This window comes from Corallococcus terminator, from assembly GCF_003611635.1.
In the GTDB taxonomy this organism is placed as follows: domain Bacteria; phylum Myxococcota; class Myxococcia; order Myxococcales; family Myxococcaceae; genus Corallococcus; species Corallococcus terminator.
In genome coordinates, this window is record NZ_RAVZ01000020.1 from 1 (window position 1) to 16,823 (window position 16,823).

Here is a 16,823-nt window from a genome sequence, read left to right on the forward strand (position 1 = left end):
CGGGAGAGGACGGCGGGGCAGAAGGCCGGGGCGGGATTGGACGATCGCGTTGGCCGGAACTCCATGGAAGCACCCGCGGTGACGTCGCATCAGGCGCTGGAGTTGTCGGATTTCGTCGAAGGGGCGACCGATCCCGCGACGCCGTCCGCGGGCAATCTCCTGCCTCGAGAGGCGCCGTCCGCGGAGCCCGTGGTCGCGCCCGCGTGGTCCTCACCTGTCGATGTCGCCAGGCCGGAGGAGGGGGCGGCGAAGCCGGTGGGGAAGCCCACTTCGCGTCGTGGGGTGGTGGTGGCCTCGGTCGTGGCCCTGGGCGCGCTGGTGTCGGTGGGTGGATGGGTCGTGCTCGGCCCGAGTTCGAAGCCGGCGGCGCCGGTGGTGAAGGCCGATGCGCCTCCGAAGGACCCGACGCTTACGAATGGGGCGCCGAAGGAGCCTTTTGCTTCGCCAGTGGTCCCGCTGGTCGTGGCGGACGCGGGGAGCGAGGACGCGGGCGCTGGCGAAACGGACGCGGGCGCTGAGGAAGCGGATGCGGGGTCGACTGACGGTGTCGCCGACGCGGGCGTGGCGCCCAGGCCGCCAGATGCAGGCCGCTCCGTGAAGCAGTCGAAGCCGACTCGCCCGGTGGCCAAGGGAAGAGTGGAGTTCCGGATCCGTCCGTACGCGACGGTGTACCTGGACGGCAAGAACCTGGGGCAGACCCCGTTCGGTGTCGTCGAGGTCCCGGAGGGGATGCATCGGGTGCGGCTCGTGAACAGTGACTTGAAGAAGGACGTGACGCGGACCTTCGAGGTGAAGGCCGGTCAGGACAACCTCTTCAAGCTCAACCTGCTGGCGGAGTGATTCGCCCGGCTTGAACCCGATGGGATGGACCGTGAGATCCATCCCTCGATCACACGTCTTCGGATCCGTGCACCGCACGCCATCTCAGGGCCGCGTCCCTCGTCCCGCGCACAGCCGCTCCACCTTCAGGTCGCGGTCGGCACGGCGCAGCCCAGGCCGATCCAGAGACCGAACGCCACGGCGACCCACGTCCTCACGGCGTGGCCTCTGAAACCGTGGGCTCGCTCAGGAAGTACGCCGTGACCGCGCCCGCCGCCGCCGCGAGCGCTGTCCCGAACAGGACGTTGGCCACCACCGCCTGCCCGCGAGCATCATCCAGACGTCCCTCCACGGACGTGTCCAGCTCCGCGTCCCGCGCGGAACTCACGTTGCCGCGCGACTGGAGCCCGAAGTAGGTCCCCGCGCCACCCGCCGCCACGCTCGTCCCCAGCAACACCCACGACACCGTCGGCACCTTCCGCACGGAGGTCCGCTTCGCATCCACCGTCAGGTCCACACCGGGCGAAGCCACGGGCGCGGAAGCCACCGGCCGCGAGGGCAAAGTCGGAGGAGCTTCGACCGTCGGCTGCATCGGCGCATCCGCGGGACGGGACGGAACCTCCGGCGAAGGCACCGGCACCGGGGACGCCACCACCGGTCGGTCACGCAAGACCTCCTTGCGCACCGACTCGAAGTCCCCCTCCACCTTCGGAGACACCCTCACCGGAAGTTTCGCCTCCGGCATCAACAACAGACCCGCCCGGAACGCCGCCATCGCCGCATCACGCTGGCCCAAGTCCGCCAACACGACGCCCTCATAGATGGCCGCCGACGCCCGCTCCGCCTCGGACCGGGCCAGCCGCTTCGCCCGGGCTACCGCTGCCAGCGCACCCTCGTACTCCAGGTCGTCATGGAGGCGGGCGGTCTCCGCCATCGCCGCCGTGAAGTAGTCCCTAGAGGCCACTGGAGCCGGAGCACCGCCCGCCTGTCCGAAGGCTGGACCCGCTCCAAACAGGCACAGGCCCAGCAGGCCGCCGAGCAGCCGGAATGGGGGCAGGACATGAGGAGTTTTCATGGAAGACCACTCTAACTGGCCCGCGTGTCCCGTCATGAACCGTTCAACCCCGGCAGGCGACCGGCCAACAGGGGTGGGGAACCGGCCGGCCACGCGCCCGTGGACGCGACGGCAAGCCGCCGCTAGGGTGCGCGGCTTCATGGATCGCCCCACCGTGTTGCCCACCCCTCTCGAGGTCCAGGTCAAGGCCCGGCCTCTCCCGCGCCATGTGGGCATCATCATGGACGGCAACGGGCGCTGGGCGGAGCTTCGGGGCCAGCCTCGCCTGGAAGGCCACCGCGAGGGCAGTGTGAGTGTGCGCGAAGTCACGCGCGCCGCCCGCCGCGTAGGCGTGCAGGCCCTCACCCTCTACGCCTTCTCCTCCCAGAACTGGGCCCGCCCCGCCGAAGAGGTCGCCGGGCTGATGGAGCTGCTGCGCGAGTACCTGGAGTCCGAGCGCGCGGAGATCCTCGACAACGGCATCCGCCTCAACGCCATTGGCGAGGTGGAGAAGCTGCCCCGGTACGTGAAGGAACCGCTGGAGCGGCTGATGGCCGACTCCGCCCACAACACCGGCATGGTCCTCACGCTGGCGCTCTCCTACGGTGGCCGCGAGGAGCTGCTGCGCGCCGCGCGCTCCCTGGCCGAATCCGTGGCCCGCGGCGAGCTGGACCCCGCGCACCTGGGCGCGGACGACCTGGAGTCGCGGTTGTGGACCTCCGGGCTGCCTCCCGTGGATCTCGTGGTGCGCACCAGCGGCGAACAGCGCATCTCCAACTTCCTGCTCTGGCAAGTGGCGTACGCCGAGCTGTGCTTCACCGACGCCCTCTGGCCTGACTTCCGCACCGAAGAGTTCCTGCGCTGCCTGTCGCAGTACCAGGGCCGCGAGCGGCGCTTCGGGCTGACGTCCGCCCAGTTGAACCGGGACGAAACACCCCAGCGGGCCAAGGCGTGAACGAGAAGAACAAGAACCTCCTCATCCGGATCCTCACGGGCATCACCCTCCTGCCGCTGGTGCTCCTGCTGCTGTTCCTGGGCGGGTGGTACAGCGCGGTGCTGCTCGGCGCCGCCGCGGCCGTGTGCACGGGTGAGTACTACCTCATCACCCAGAAGCGACTGGGCGCCGCCGCCTGGGTGGGCATGGCCGCCGCCTTCCTCATGCCGCTGCTCCCCCTGAAGGACGCCGCCCGCACGGGCGAGACGGCCTTCTGGGTCACGTCCGTCTTCTTCTTCTTCGCGTGGATCTACAACCTGTTCCGGGGCGCGCTCGCGGAGGCTCCCACCCGCGCCGCGCACCTCGTCACGGGCTTTCTCTACGGCGCCATCGGCCTCACCGCGCTGTCCGCGCTGCGGCTGCTCCCCGAACACGGCCTCGCGTGGGTCATCTGCGCGCTCACCATCACGTGGGCCAACGACACGCTGGCGTACTTCGCGGGCCGCTTCCTCGGGAAGCACAAGCTCTACCCCGCGGTCAGCCCGAACAAGACGTGGGAGGGCTTCTTCGGCGGCATGGTCGGCTCGGTGCTGGGCATGTTCATCGCCCGGGGCTTCTTTTTCCCCGTGTTCACCGTGTGGGACTGTGTGCTGCTGGGCTTCTTTGGTGGACTCCTGGGCCCCGTGGGCGACCTGTGCGAGTCCATGCTCAAGCGCGCCTACGGCGTGAAGGACTCCGGAAAGCTCATTCCCGGACATGGCGGTGTGTTGGATCGCATCGACGCGCTCGTGTTCAACGCGCCGCTGGTGTTCGTCTATGTGCAGTTCGTGAGGCACCTGTTGCCGTAAGTGCCCGTTTTCGCGCCTGCCCGTCTGCCTCGCGCCCGTCGTTGCGCGTTGTCCAGGTCGGGGGGCGCGATTACTGTTGGGCCCATGCTCCAGAACCTCGGGTTCTTCATCCTTCTGCTGGGCGTGCTCGTCACGGTGCACGAGCTCGGCCACTTCCTGGTGGCCAAGGCTTGTGGGGTGAAGGTCCTCAAGTTCTCCATCGGGTTCGGGCCGAAGATCCTCGGCTTCACCAAGGGTGAGACGGAATACCAGGTGGCCCTGCTGCCCCTGGGCGGCTTCGTGAAGATGGCGGGCGATCTGCCCCATGAGGAGCTGTCGCCGGAAGAGGCCTCCCGGGGCTTCCTGGCGGCCCCCCCCTGGAAGCGCGCCCTCATCGTGTTCGCGGGGCCGGCCTTCAGCCTGGTGTTCCCCGTCTTCGTCTACTTTTTCGTCTTCCTGGGCCCCCAGGAGACGCTGTCCACCCGCGTGGGCATGGTGTCTCCGGACATGGCCGCCGCCGCCGCGGGCATCCGCCCTGGAGACCGCATCCTCAAGGTGGAGGGCGAAGCCGTCCGCACCTTCGACGACATGCGTGACGCGTTCGTCGGCAAGTTCGAGCGCCCCGTGCCCATCACCCTGGAGCGCGATGGCCAGGAGCGCGTGGTGCAGGTGACGCCGGAGCGCAGCTCGGAGGTGTCCCCGGTGGACACGGTCGAGCGCGGGATGATTGGCGTGAGCCCCTATCCGCAGCCGCCGGTAGTCGGCGTGCTCGCGGGCTCGGCCGCGGCGAACGCGGGCCTCAAGAGCTTCGACCGGGTGCTGTCCGTCAACGGCGTGCACGTACAGGACGAAGCGGCCCTCTACCGTGAGGTCGCCAAGGTGCCGGAAGGCTCCCCGCTGGCGTTGAGCGTGGCGCGCCTTGAGCCCGTCGCGGTGGGCGCCGTCTCCGGCCGGGTGCCGGAGGTGAAGCAGGTGTCCCTGCCGCGTCAGGCCGGAGAGGGCCCCGCGGCGCTGGGCGCCGAAGCGGTGGACCTCTACGTCGCGACGGTGGCGTCCGGCAGCGTGGCGGAAGGCGCGGGCATCCAGCCCGGGGACCGCATCGTGGCCATCAACGGCACGCCGCTGAAGTCCTTCAACAAGCTGGCCACGGTGCTCAACGGCCTGCAGGCGCAGCCCTTCACGCTCACGTGGCGCGGGGAGCAGGGCGAGCGCACGGAGAAGCTGGCGCAGGCGCCGCTCAAGACGCGCGACGACTACGGGCAGACGAGCGCGCCGCTGGTGTTCGGCGTGCGCCCGTGGAACTACAGCAGCGCGGACCTGCCGCCGGTGGAGAAGGTGACCATCGACCTGGGGCCGGTCGCCGCCTTCAAGGAGGCCGCGCTCATCGTCCCGAAGATCATCGGGCAGATGGTGCAGGTGCTGGGAGGGCTGGTGGTGGGCAAGGTGTCCCCCAGCACGATTGGCGGCCCCATCATGATGTACCAGCTCGCCGCGAAGAGCGCCGAGCAGGGCATGGACAGCTACCTCAACCTGATGGCCGTCATCTCCATCAACCTGGGCGTGATGAACCTGTTGCCCATCCCGGTGCTGGATGGCTTCGCGCTCCTGTCCGCCATCTGGGAGGGCATCCGCCGCCGCCCCATCCCCGTGCGCGTGCGCGAGGTGGCGAACATGGTGGGCCTGGCGCTGCTGGTCTTGCTGATGCTCCTGGCAGTGACCAACGATGTGACCCGCTAACCACGAGGTGATGATGCGAGGACGCACCGCGCTCCTGTTGATGGGCATGGGACTGCTTGCTGGCTGCGCGACCCGCGCGACGAAGCCCCAGCCCCCGGAGACGGATTCGGGCTCGGGCAAGGACGACCCGAAGGTGACCCGCCGGGAGAAGATGCCGGGCACGTACCTGGGTGAAGGCCTCGCTTCCTTCTACGGCCCCGGCCTCCACGGCCGGCCCACCGCCAGCGGGGAGAAGTTCAACCAGAACGCGATGACCGCGGCGCACCGCACGGCGCGCTTCGGCTCCTGCGTGAAGGTGATGAACATGGAGAACGGCCGCCAGGTGGAGGTGCGCGTCAACGACCGCGGCCCCTTCGTGGACGGTCGCATCATCGACCTGTCGAAGGCCGCCGCGAAGTCGCTGGACATGCTGGACAAGGGCCTGGCGCGCGTGCGGCTGTACCGGTGTGGCGTCCGCGTGTCAGAAGTGCCGCTGGACCTGTGGGCCATTCCGGCCTGAGCGCCGAAGGAAGGGACGTTGCCCGTGTTGCTCGCGCTGGACACCTCCACGCTGACGCTGTCGCTCGCCCTGGTGGAACGCCAGGGCAACGACGTGCGCACGGTGGAGCACGTGGTGGTGCTTCCTCCGGAGAAGCAGAGCGAAGCGCTGCCCGGCGTCGTCGGTGAGCTGCTCGCGCGCCACGGCCTGAAGCTGACGGACCTGGAGGGGCTGGCGGTGGGCCTGGGGCCGGGGTCCTTCACGGGCTTGAGGATCGGGCTCGCCACGGTGAAGTCGCTCGCGTACGCCACGGGCCTCAAGGTGGCCGGCGCGTCGTCGCTGGCGGCGGTGGCGCTGGAGGGGCCGGAGGGCGTGCCGCTGTACTGCCTCGCCGTCGCGCGCCGGGACGACCTCTACCTGGGGGCCTACCGCCGCACGGGCCTCACCGTGGAGGCGCTGGAGCCGGAGACCGCGATGTCGCCGGAGGAGGTGGCCCAGCGCATGGCCGCCGAACCCGCCGCGGTGGCGCTGGGGCCGGCGCTGACGGACTACCGGCAGGCCCTGGAGAAGCACGGGGTCGCGCCCCACCGGCTCTTGTCCGGGCCCGCCTTCCCGTCCGCGGTGGAGGTGGGACGGCTGGCGCGGCTGCCGGACGCGTATTCGATGCAGGCCCTGTTCGCGATGGAGCCGCACTACGTCCGGGCGTCGGAGCCGGAGCGCAACCCCAAGTTCCCGCCGCTGCCGGGCCCCGCGCCCACGTCGCGGTTCAAGGAAGACTGACCGCTTTTCAGAAGGGCCCGCGCGTCGTGCTCGCGCCCCTGGGGGCGGTGGCGTAAAGGAGCCCTCATGAAAGAGAACCTTCAAATCGCGGTGGTGGGTGCCACGGGCGTGGTGGGCCGCGAGGCGCTGGCCGCGCTGTACGCGCGCGACGTGCCCATGGAGCAGGTGAGGGCCTTCGGCTCGGAGCGCTCCAAGGGCCTGGAGGTGGAGTACGGCGAGGACACGCTGGAGGTGGAGCTGGCCACGCCGGATGCCTTCAAGGGCATCCACCTGGTGCTGCTCGCCACGCCGGCGGAGGCCTCCCGCACGCTGGCCCCGGCCGCCCAGGCCGCGGGCGCCTGGGTCGTGGACGCAAGCAACGCCTTCCGGAGCGACGGCAACGTGCCGCTGGTGCTCCCGGGCTTCAACACCGAGGCCCTGGGGCCCGGCTTCACCTTCAAGGGCCGGGTGGTGTGCCTGCCGGGCATCATCACCAGCACCACCGTGCACCTGGTGGAGCCCCTGCGCCGGGCGTTCGGCGTGGTGCGCGCGCAGGTGACGGCGCTGATGGGCGCCTCCAGCGCGGGCGTGCGTGGCATCTCCGAACTGGAGAAGCAGACCGCGGATCTGCTGTCCGGCCGGGAGCCGGAGCCCCAGGCCTTCCCCCACCGGGTGGGCTTCAACCTGGTGCCCCAGGTGGGCGGCTTCATGGTGAACTCCCCCTGGACGGAGGAGGAGGGCGGCTGGACGCTGGAGGCCGCGCGCCTGTTCGCCGCCCTGGGCGAAGTACCCGTCCTGGCCGGCACCGCCGTGCAGGTGCCCACCTTCCACGGCCACGGGCTCACCGTGAACGTGCAGCTCAAGAAGCCCGGCCCGGTGGAGCAGGTGCGCGCCGCGCTGAAGACGTCCCCGTCCCTCAAGGTGCTGGACGCCCCGGGCGAGCGCATCTACCCCATGCCCATGCTGGTGATGGCCGACCCCGCCATCCATGTGGGACGGGTGCGCGCCTTTCCCCAGGCCCCGGAGTGGGTGACCCTCTTCGCGTCGGTGGACAACGCCGGCCGGGCCGCCGCCCAGTTGGTGGAAGCCGGCCTCAAGCTCACCGAACGCCCCTCCTGACAATTTGGCACGGCCCCTGGAGACCGCGTGTCTGTTTGGCGCGCGGACCGGGGGCTTTTGCCGCTGAATGGGCCATCCGGACGGGTGTTGTCGGTGGCCCCGCGCTTGCTAGCTTCCGCCCCATCCATGCGCCTCCCTCTTGTTGTCGCCTTCCTGCTCTTCGCCCTCCCGGCCGTGGCCCAGACGGGAACGGCGGTGACGTTCACCACGACAGCCACCGCGCCCAACAACACAGTGGTTGCGGCCCGGGATGACTGCGCCTCGACGCTGCGCTTCAACTGGAGCCGGACCGGGAACCTCTGCAACGGAGGAACCCTCTTCTTCTATGTCACCACGGGGACCTGCGGGTCGCAGCCCGCGGCGACGGACCTCCAACTGGATGCCATCACGGGCAACACCACGACGACGGGCGTCCTGAACTTCACCGTGGCCAACGTGCTCGCCAAGCTGGCGACGCCGACGACGTGTGACTCGCAGACGACGGAGGTCACCTTCAAGCTGTGCGCCTCCACGCCGACCATCTCGGACTCCATCAACCTGACCTGCTCGTCGACGTACTCCAGCGTTGGAGCCCCCGCCTATCAGGTGAACTACGATCCCGAGGCGCCCGATGCGCCCTCGGTTGGCGGCATCATCGCCCGGGACTCGGCGCTGTCGGTCCAGGTGGACGGCGTGGAGGCCGACTCCACCGTCATCGTGGAGCTCAACGCGCTCTTGACGGCGGGCACGGATGACGCGGGCACGGGCGAAGTGACGGAAGGGCCCACGCTCAGCTTCCGCAAGGCCTCTGGCGAGGGGAACGTGGTGGCGGACGGGCTGATCAACGGCGTGACGTACCGGGTTCGGGCCAGGGTCCAGGACGAGGCAGGCAACGTGAGCGACCAGTCCGCCGCGGCGGAAGGCACGCCCGTGAAGAGCAATGGCTTGTTCGACGCGTACAAGAACGCCGAGGGCAAGGAAACGGGCGGTTGTGCTACCACCACCACCGGCGGAGGCCTCGCGGGCGGCGCGCTGCTGGCCGTGCTGGGCATCTGGCTTTCGTCTCGGAGGAAGGTGTCATGAGCAGCACGGCAGTGGGCCTGGGTGTCGCGGCGCTTCTCTTGGCGGTTCCGGCGGTGGCGCAGGAGGTGACGATCCCCACGCGCTCACCGCGCACCGGCGCGATCATCTTCCGCGGTGGCGGCTACAAGCCGCGCATCGACTACGAGAAGGACCTCAAGGGCACGCCCTACAAGGACACCTTCGGGGATGCATCGCTGCTGCTCGTCGAACTGGAGCTGCAGCGCTTCTTCTACCAGGGCATCGGCACGGCGGGCCTGGGCCTGTCGGCGGGCTACGGGGAGAAGTACGCCAACGCGGTGCTCGCGGACGGTGGCGGCGTGGCGGCGGACAAGGCGGCCCTCAAGGTGGTGCCCCTGCAGCTCAACGCCTTCTACAAGTTCGACTACGCCGCCTTCAAATGGGGCGTGCCGCTGGTGCCGTACGGCAAGCTGGGGCTCGTCTATTCGCCGTGGTGGATGACCAAGGGCAGCTCCACCGAGGTGGTGGACGGCATCACGGCCAAGGGCGGCAAGTGGGGCTACGCGGCGACCCTGGGCGTGTCGTTCCTCCTGGACGTGCTGGAGCCGCGCTTCGCGCGCGACTTCGACTCCGACCTGGGCGTGAACCACTCGTACCTCTTCGCCGAGTACACCTACGCGGAAGTGAACAACTTCGGCGGCGACGGGCTGAACCTGGGCAGCCGGCGCTGGATGTTCGGGTTGGCGTTGGATTACTAACGGAACGCCCATGGCGTCCCGTCCCCGCGCGCTCCCGTCGTCCCTGCCGCTCCTCCTGTTGACGGTCGCCGTGGGGCTTGTAGCCCCCGGCTGCCGGAGTGTGAGGCCCGACCTGGGCCCGGAGCGGACGCTGGAGGCGGGCGTGCCGGAGTCCTTCGGTTCGCCCAACGCGAAGGCGCCCTCCGTCACCTGGGACTTCGGGGACGGAACGCCGCCCCAGACGGCGCCAGGGTTACGCCACGCGTGGGACGCGGCGGGCCGCTACACGGTGCGCGCGCTGGACGGGGAGAAGGAGCTGGCCCGCGTCGTGCTCACCGTGGTGCCGCGCCCGGTGCTGCGCGCGGTGCCCGAGGATGCGCAGACGGTGCTCTGGGTGCCCCGCCTCCGCGGCAACGTGGAGGGGCTGGTGGACTTCTACGAGCGGCTCGTTGGCTCGCGCAACGCGCGCAGCTCGCTGGAGGAGGCGCCGCTGGTGCCGCTCCTGCTGCGCAGCCTTTCGGGCGGCCCCACGGAGGTGGATCCCGAGGAGGGCTTCGGCTTCTTCCTGATGCCGGGCTTCGACGGCGTGGTGGCGCTGCTGGGCGTGACGGACATGCGCGCGGCGCTGGAGGCGGTGTCGCGCGAGCTGCGCGGCGCGGGCCACCGGGTGCTGCCCCAGGAGGACGGCAGCGCGCGCGTGGATCCGGTGGACGGCGGGCGCTCCATGCTGCTGTTCGCGGACCGGGGCTACGTGTACCTGGCGGTGCCGGACTCCCCGGACGCGCCCGAGCCCGGGGAGACGGTGAAGGCGCTCGCCGTGGTGGAGGATTCGCCGGACGTGAACGTCGTGCGCCGCCGCGTGCAGGCGCTGTCGGGGCCGGGCGTGTCGGAGAACGCGCTCCTGGGCGAGCTGCGCGGCAAGGTGCGCGACGGCAGCGTGTTCCTCTTCTCGGCGCCGCCGGTGCCGGAGGCGGAGAAGGAGGACATGCCGGTGCGCGGCTTCTTCGGCGCGCTGGCTGTGCAGGCCGATCAGGTGGAGCTGGATGGGTTCCTGTCATCGTCCCGGCCCCTGCTGGGCACGACGCCGGGCCCGGCTTCGGCGCTGCTCGGGCGCGCGGCGGCGGGGCCGGTGGCGGCGGCGCAGTTGTCGGTGCCTCCGGAGGAGCTGGCGCGGCTGGTGTTCGGCTCGCCCGGTTCTCCCCGGCGGCAGCGGACGCTGGAGCGCTGGCGCACGCAGGGGCTGGACGCGGAGGCGCTCCTGAAGTCGCTGCGCGGGGACGTGGCGATGCTCGTCTATTTCGACGCGGCGGCCTTCTTCCAGGGCTTCATCCGCGACCAGCGCCCGGCCCCCAAGGGGACGGTGGTGATGGAGGCGGGGCTCACGTCGCTGCCGCCGGTGCTTCAGCTCGTGCAGAAGCAGCTCCAGGACAACAAGCTCGTCTTCCAGAAGGACACGCAGGGGAACACCACGCGCTTTCGCACGCGGCTCCAGGAGCAGCCGGTGTCGCTCACGCTCAGCCCCGAGCGCGCGACGCTGGAGGCGGGCGAGGTGCTCTCCGGCCGCGAGACGGGGGACGTGGGCGCCACGCTGCGCACGCGCTTCGGCGCGGACGCGTTCGGTCCGGGCCACCTGTCGCTGATGGTGGACCTGGGCCGGCTTCGCGCGGACCTCGCGGGCGCGCGCTCGGTGCCGGGCGTGGGGCAGGGACAGTTGCTCGCGAGCCAGGTGTTCGTCGGCGCGCTGCTGGAGCGGCTCACCCCGCTGGAGTACGGGTTCCTCGACTTCGCCCCCGCCGAGGGGGGAGGCCGGCTCCAGGGCCGCGTCGTGTTGCGCGAGCGCTAGCGCGGGTTTCGTCAGGGTGGAGCGAAGGCACCGGCGACCGCCCCTGTCTTCGCGTTGGAACGCATGGCTCCCCGACGGGGAGCTCGAGGAGGGCCTTCAGGCCATGTCCGTCACGGTGCTGTACTTCGCCGCGGCCCGCGAGCGCGCGGGCGTATCGCGGGAGTCCCTGGACGTGCCCGACGGCGCGCGCGTGTCGGACGTGCTGGCGCTGCTGGCCGCGCGGCACCCGGCGCTGACGCCGCTGCTGCCGCACCTGCGCGTGGCGGTGCAGCAGCAGTTCGTGGGCGCGGACGCTCCCGTGCCCCCGGACGCGGAGCTGGCGCTGATTCCGCCCGTGGCCGGAGGCTCTCCGGGTCTCTTCTCCGTGGTGGACCGGCCGCTCGTCCTGTCGGAGGTCGTGGACGCGGTGGCGGGGGAGTCCGTCGGCGGGCTGGTGACGTTCTCCGGGGCGGTGCGCAACCAGACGAAGGGTCGGCGCGTGCTGCGGCTGGAGTACGAAGCGTACGCGCCCATGGCGGAGGCGAAGCTCGCGGAGATTGGCCAGGAGGTCGCGCACCAGTGGCCGGGCACGCGGCTGGCCATCGTGCACCGCGTGGGCACGCTGGTGCCGGGTGAGCTGGCCGTCGTCATCGCCGCGGCGTCCGCGCACCGCAAGGAGGCCTTCCGGGGCTGCGAGCACGCCATCGAGCGGCTCAAGCAGGACGTGCCCATCTGGAAGAAGGAGTTCTTCGAGGACGGCGAAGTGTGGGTCGGACTGGGGCCCTGACGCGGCCCCGGAGTCGTTCCACGAACAGCCCTACCGCACGCCCAGGCTCGCGGGGACGGTGAGGCGCGCGCCGCCGTCCTGCTGGCGCGAGGCCTTCTCCTCGGCGGACAGCGGCTTCATCGGTTGATCCAACCCGAGCGCCTTGCGCCGCGCCTCCTCCTTGTCGTGGGCGTTCTGGAGCGCTCGCGCGTTGCTCGCGGCGATGCGCTGCGGATCCGGCCCCATGGTGAGGAAGGCGAGGGGCGCGCTCAGGAAGAGGAGGGCCGCGATGATGATCCACGCCACGTCGCGCACGCGGAAGCGGTCCGCGCGCTCCTTCACCACCGAGGGCTGCACGAGCAGCCGCAGCTCACCCTCCACGAGCCGCAGCGTCATGCCCTCGCGCAGCTCCAGGGACACGCGGCCGGGCGCGCCCGTGAACTCCTCCGGGGCCACGTCGTGGAAGACGTCGCCCTTGAGGCTCCTCTCCACGCGGGCCGACGGTGGCACGTGGATGCGCCAGCCCTTCGGGGTGCGCTCGGCGAAGAGGAAGGGCTCTTCGGGCAGGGTGAAGCCGTAGAGGGGCAGGGGGGCCGTCTCGTCTTGCGCGGCGTGGACCTGGCGCAGCTCGGGGCCATAGCTCCAGGCCTCCGCCAGGGAGGTACCCCAATACAGCTCGCAGAAGAGTCCGCCGTCCGCCACGTTGGCGGAGGGCGCGGGAACGGTGGCCATGTCGGGCCGGAGCATAAGGCCTTCGCTCCCTCCGGGCCCGGCTTCCTGCTGGGGGCGTCCCCTGGCGGACGCCACCCGAGCCCGGTCGCCCGCCAGGGGGACGGCCCTGGCTCAGGCCCCCGTCAGGTCCTTGAGCAGCGTCTCCAGCGTCTCGAAGTGCAGCGGCTTCACCAGGTGCGCGTCGAAGCCCGCGGCCTTGGAGCGCTGGCGGTCCGACTCCTGGCCATAGCCCGTCACCGCCACCAGCTTCATCACGCGGGGCTCCTCCTGCTGCCGCAGCAGCCGCGCCAGCTCATAGCCGTCCATCACCGGCAGGCCGATGTCCAGCAGGGCGATCTCCGGCAGGAAGCCCTTCGCCGCCTCCAGGCCACTGGGGCCGTCGTAGGCCACGCGCGTGTCGCAGCCGAGGAACGCCAGGGATTCGGAGAGCACGTCCGCCGCGTCCTTGTTGTCGTCCACGATGAGCACGCGCGCGTTCACGGGGATGGGCTCCGTGGGCACCAGGGCACCGGGCTGCGGCACGGGCAGGGCGGCGGGCACCTCCGCCTCCAGCGCGGGCAGTCGCACGGTGAAGGTGCTGCCGCGCCCCCGGCCCGCGCTGTGCGCGCTGATGGTGCCTTCGTGCAGTGACACGAGGCTCTTCGCGATGGCGAGCCCCAGGCCGAGCCCGCCCTGGGAGCGATCCAAGGCCTGGTGCTCCTGCACGAAGAGGTCGAACACGCGCGGCATCATCTCCGGCGCGATGCCCGCGCCGGTGTCGCGCACGCTGATGATCAGCTCCTTGCCCTCGCGCGAGCCCGTCACCGCGATGAAGCCGCCCGGTTCGGTGTACTTCGCGGCGTTGGTGAGCAGGTTGGCGAACACCTGCGCCAGCCGCGTGGTGTCTCCGTCCAGGACCGTGCCGTGCTCCGGCAGGTCCACCTCCAGCGTGTGCTGGCGCTCTCCGATGAGGGGGCTCGTCTGTTCAATCGCCTTGGCCACCACATCGGTGAGCGTGGTGCGCTCGCGCTTGAGGGTGACCTTGCCCCGGGTGACGCGGCTGACGTCCAGCAGGTCATCCACCATCCGCACCAGGTGCGTCACCTGCCGCTCGATGAGCGTGCGCTCGCGCTCCGCGACGGTGTCGCCCCTCAGGCGCATGAGCTGGAGCGCGGTGAGGATGGGGGCCAGGGGGTTTCGCAGCTCGTGGCCCAGCATCGCCAGGAACTCGTCCTTGGCGCGGTTGGCGGACTCCGCCTCGCGCCGCGCGGTGGCCAGCTCCGTCACGTCGAAGACCACGACGATGATGGCCTCCACCCGCCCCTGGGCGTCCGTCATCGGCTGGTAGACGAAGTCGAAGAAGATCTCCTGCGCCTGATCCGGGACGTGGTTGAAGACGAGGCGCACGGAGCGGCCGATGAAGGGCTCTCCCGTCGTGTAGACGCCGTCCAGCAGCTCGTAGATGCCCTGGTGGGCCAGGTCCGGCAGGGCCTCGCGGATGCCCTTGCCCATCACGTCGCGGTGGGCGATGAGCCGCAGGTAGTTCTGGTTGGCGAACTCGTAGATGTGCGTCGGTCCGCGCAGGATGGCGATGCCCACGGGGGCGTGCTGGAAGATGCGCGCCAGCCGCTCCCCGTGCGCGGCCTCCAGCGCGCGCAGGCGCGAACGCGTGAGCTGGGCGGTGACGCGCGCGAGCAGCTCGCGGGTGGAGAACGGCTTCACCAGGTAGTCGTCCGCGCCCGCGCTCAGGCCCTCTTCCTGCGCCTCCTCGCCCGCGCGCGCGGACAGCAGGATGATGGGCACGTGACGGGTGCGCTCGTCGGCGCGCAGGGCCTGGATGAGTCCGAAGCCGTCCAGGCGCGGCATCATCACGTCGGTGAGGACCAGGTCCGGGGGACGGGCCCGCGCGGCCTGGAGCGCGGCCTCTCCATCCGCCACCGCCTCCACCGTCCAACTGGCGCCGAGCAGCCGGCCCACGTAGTCGCGCATGTCGGCGTTGTCGTCCGCGAGCAGGATGCGGGCGCGCTCCACCGGCCCCAGCACGGAGGTGTCGACGCGCGTCGCGGGCGCGCCATCCTCCGCGAGCGCGGGGGGACTTCCGGGCATCCATCCCAGGGCGTCGCGCACGTAGGGGTCCGCGCCGGCCAACGGGGCGCGGCGGTGCCGGGCGGACATCACCTGCTCCTTCGGCAGGTGCGCGAAGCCCGCGGGGATTCGCACGGTGAACGTCGTGCCCCGGTCCACCTCGCTCTGCACGGAGAGGGTGCCCCCGTGCAGGCGCACCAACTCGTGCACCAGCGCCAGCCCGATGCCGGAGCCTTCGTGGGAGCGCGCGCGGGCGTTCTGGATGCGGTGGAAGCGCTCGAAGACGCGGGGCAGCTCGTGCTCGGGGATGCCGGTGCCGGTGTCGGTGACGCGCAGCTCGGCGTGCCCGTCGTGCCAGCCTTGCGCCACGCGGATGCTGCCCGTGAAGGTGAACTTCAGCGCGTTGGACAGCAGGTTGAGGACGATCTTCTCCCACATCTCGTGGTCCACCCAGGCCGGCTCCGGCAGGGGAGGACAGTCGACGTCGAGCACCAGCCCCGCGCGCTCGACGGCGGAGCGGAAGGCGCTGGCGAGGCCCGCGGTCAGGGTCGAAAGGTCGGTGGGCTCATACGCGGCCTGCACGCGGCCGGCTTCGATGCGCGCGAAGTCCAGCAGCATGTTGACCAGCTTGCGCAGGCGCACGGCGTTGCGGTGCACCGTGTCCAGCGAATCGCCCTGGAGCGCGCGCTCGGGGGTGGCGAGCGCGTCCTCGGTGGGGCCCAGCAGGAGCGTGAGCGGGGTGCGCAGCTCATGGCTGATGTTGCTGAAGAAGGCCGTCTTCGCGCGGTCGAGCGCGGCGAGCGACTCCGCGCGCTGGCGCTCCTCCTCGTAGGCGCGCGCGTTGGAGAGCGTGGAGGCGACCTGTTCGGCGGTGAGCTGGAAGAACGTGTGGTAGCGCGCGTCGAGCAGGCGCCGGGGGCTCACCCCACCGACGAGGAAGCCGTAGGGCCGCGTCTGGCCCGGTCGCGCCAGGGCGCGCACCACCGCCCTGGGGGGAGGGCTGTTCCAGCGACCTCCGGGCAGCTCCCCCATGCGCCGTGGCAGGTCCTCCACGACGACCGCTTCGCCGGTGCGGGCGGCCTGGGCGAAGGGCCAGTCGGTGACCTCTTCGTGGGTCAGCGACTGCTGGAGCGGGACCGTGGCCAGCGTGGGGTCCGCCAGCAGGGCGCTGCCCACGCGGCGGACGGTGATGCCGTCACCGTCCACCAGGTAGAGCAGGGTGAAGGGCAGGTCCCGGTCATTGCCCGCGAGCACGTCCATCGCGATGCGGCAGGCCTGTTCGGAGGACTTGGCGTCGGCGGTCCGGGCGGCCAGGTCCCGGAGCATCCGCAACTGCCGGTCGTGCTGCACCTCCTCGGTCGTTTCGCGCACGGTGTTGAGCACGCCGCCCACGCCTCCCCCTTCATCGGGGATGGGGCTGTACGAGAACGTGTGGAACGTCTCCTCCATGAGCCCGCGGCTGTTGATGAACAGGGGCAGGTTCTCGTTCCAGGTGGCGGACGCGCCTTCGAGCACGCCCCGGGCCATGGGACCGACGACGTCCCAGATCTCCTTCCACACCTCGCCGCCGGGAGCGCCGAGGGAGCCCGGGTGCTTGTGTCCGAGCACCGGCCGGTAGGCGTCGTTGTAGATCTGGATCATCTCCGGGCCCCACCACATGAGCATGGGGAACCGGTTGTTGAGCACCACGCCCACCATCGTCTTCAAGCTGATGGGCCAGTCGCGCGATGGACCGAGCGGCGTCTGGGACCAGTCCAGCGAGCGCACCAACGCCCCCATTTCGCCGCCCCCCGCGAAATGGCGGTCTTCGGAAGGAGTGGGGGACAGGGGCAAGGGCAGGGGCATGCGAGCCTCTTGGAACGCGCGGAGCGGGGGAGAAAACAGTGCCCCGGCTTCTAAGGGGTGAGCACGGGCCTCTGCAATCGACGCGGAGGCCGGCGGGCATGATGCGACGG

Annotated in this window: 14 protein-coding genes; 11 read left to right on the forward strand and 3 right to left on the reverse strand. The window is 70.9% G+C overall.

Features of this window, described 5'->3' with window-relative positions; translation table 11 throughout:
- A partial coding sequence (locus D7V88_RS43800; protein ID WP_208726119.1) for a PEGA domain-containing protein occupies positions 1-840 on the forward strand: 840 nt, incomplete at its 5' end.
- Positions 841-1,033: 193 nt separating this feature from the next.
- Here the strand turns inward: D7V88_RS43800 and D7V88_RS04990 are convergent.
- Positions 1,034-1,894, reverse strand: a complete 861-nt coding sequence (locus D7V88_RS04990) for a tetratricopeptide repeat protein (protein WP_120539443.1) — start codon at positions 1,892-1,894, stop codon at positions 1,034-1,036.
- Positions 1,895-2,033: 139 nt separating this feature from the next.
- Between D7V88_RS04990 and uppS the strand changes: the two genes are divergently transcribed.
- The 10 genes from uppS to D7V88_RS05040 all read left to right on the forward strand — a co-directional run bounded on the left by uppS (position 2,034) and on the right by D7V88_RS05040 (position 12,093).
- Positions 2,034-2,828 (forward strand): polyprenyl diphosphate synthase, encoded by a 795-nt coding sequence (uppS, locus tag D7V88_RS04995; protein ID WP_120539476.1) that lies wholly within the window; start codon positions 2,034-2,036, stop codon positions 2,826-2,828.
- Positions 2,825-3,655, forward strand: coding sequence for a phosphatidate cytidylyltransferase (locus D7V88_RS05000; RefSeq protein WP_120534519.1), 831 nt, complete (start codon positions 2,825-2,827; stop codon positions 3,653-3,655). Before uppS ends, D7V88_RS05000 begins: the two co-directional genes overlap by 4 nt.
- A gap of 84 nt (positions 3,656-3,739) precedes the next feature.
- Entirely contained in the window at positions 3,740-5,371 is a 1,632-nt protein-coding gene (gene rseP, locus D7V88_RS05005) for an RIP metalloprotease RseP (RefSeq protein ID WP_120539444.1), read from the forward strand.
- Positions 5,372-5,384: 13 nt separating this feature from the next.
- Complete coding sequence (locus D7V88_RS05010; protein WP_120539477.1) at positions 5,385-5,870, forward strand: septal ring lytic transglycosylase RlpA family protein; 486 nt, start codon at positions 5,385-5,387, stop codon at positions 5,868-5,870.
- Between the two features lie 24 nt (positions 5,871-5,894).
- Positions 5,895-6,629, forward strand: coding sequence for a tRNA (adenosine(37)-N6)-threonylcarbamoyltransferase complex dimerization subunit type 1 TsaB (tsaB, locus tag D7V88_RS05015; RefSeq protein ID WP_120539445.1), 735 nt, complete (start codon positions 5,895-5,897; stop codon positions 6,627-6,629).
- 66 nt (positions 6,630-6,695) lie between these two features.
- Entirely contained in the window at positions 6,696-7,727 is a 1,032-nt protein-coding gene (locus tag D7V88_RS05020) for an aspartate-semialdehyde dehydrogenase (protein ID WP_120539446.1), read from the forward strand.
- Between the two features lie 126 nt (positions 7,728-7,853).
- Positions 7,854-8,789, forward strand: coding sequence for an MXAN_2561 family MXYO-CTERM-anchored protein (locus tag D7V88_RS05025; protein WP_147448623.1), 936 nt, complete (start codon positions 7,854-7,856; stop codon positions 8,787-8,789).
- Entirely contained in the window at positions 8,786-9,505 is a 720-nt protein-coding gene (locus D7V88_RS05030) for an MXAN_2562 family outer membrane beta-barrel protein (protein ID WP_120539448.1), read from the forward strand. The genes D7V88_RS05025 and D7V88_RS05030 overlap by 4 nt, the downstream gene beginning before the upstream one ends.
- A gap of 10 nt (positions 9,506-9,515) precedes the next feature.
- On the forward strand, positions 9,516-11,327 hold the full coding sequence (locus D7V88_RS05035; RefSeq protein ID WP_120539449.1) for a PKD domain-containing protein: 1,812 nt from the start codon (positions 9,516-9,518) through the stop codon (positions 11,325-11,327).
- 103 nt (positions 11,328-11,430) lie between these two features.
- Entirely contained in the window at positions 11,431-12,093 is a 663-nt protein-coding gene (locus tag D7V88_RS05040; protein WP_120539450.1) for a molybdenum cofactor biosynthesis protein, read from the forward strand.
- A 30-nt stretch (positions 12,094-12,123) separates the two neighbouring features.
- Here the strand turns inward: D7V88_RS05040 and D7V88_RS05045 are convergent, their stop codons facing one another.
- Both D7V88_RS05045 and D7V88_RS05050 read right to left on the reverse strand, forming a co-directional pair.
- Positions 12,124-12,819 carry a hypothetical protein gene (locus D7V88_RS05045; RefSeq protein WP_244237987.1) on the reverse strand — a complete coding sequence of 232 codons (696 nt, stop codon included), beginning with the start codon at positions 12,817-12,819 and terminating at the stop codon, positions 12,124-12,126.
- A gap of 96 nt (positions 12,820-12,915) precedes the next feature.
- Positions 12,916-16,713, reverse strand: a complete 3,798-nt coding sequence (locus tag D7V88_RS05050) for an ATP-binding protein (RefSeq protein WP_120539451.1) — start codon at positions 16,711-16,713, stop codon at positions 12,916-12,918.
- Between the last annotated feature and the right edge of the window lie 110 nt (positions 16,714-16,823).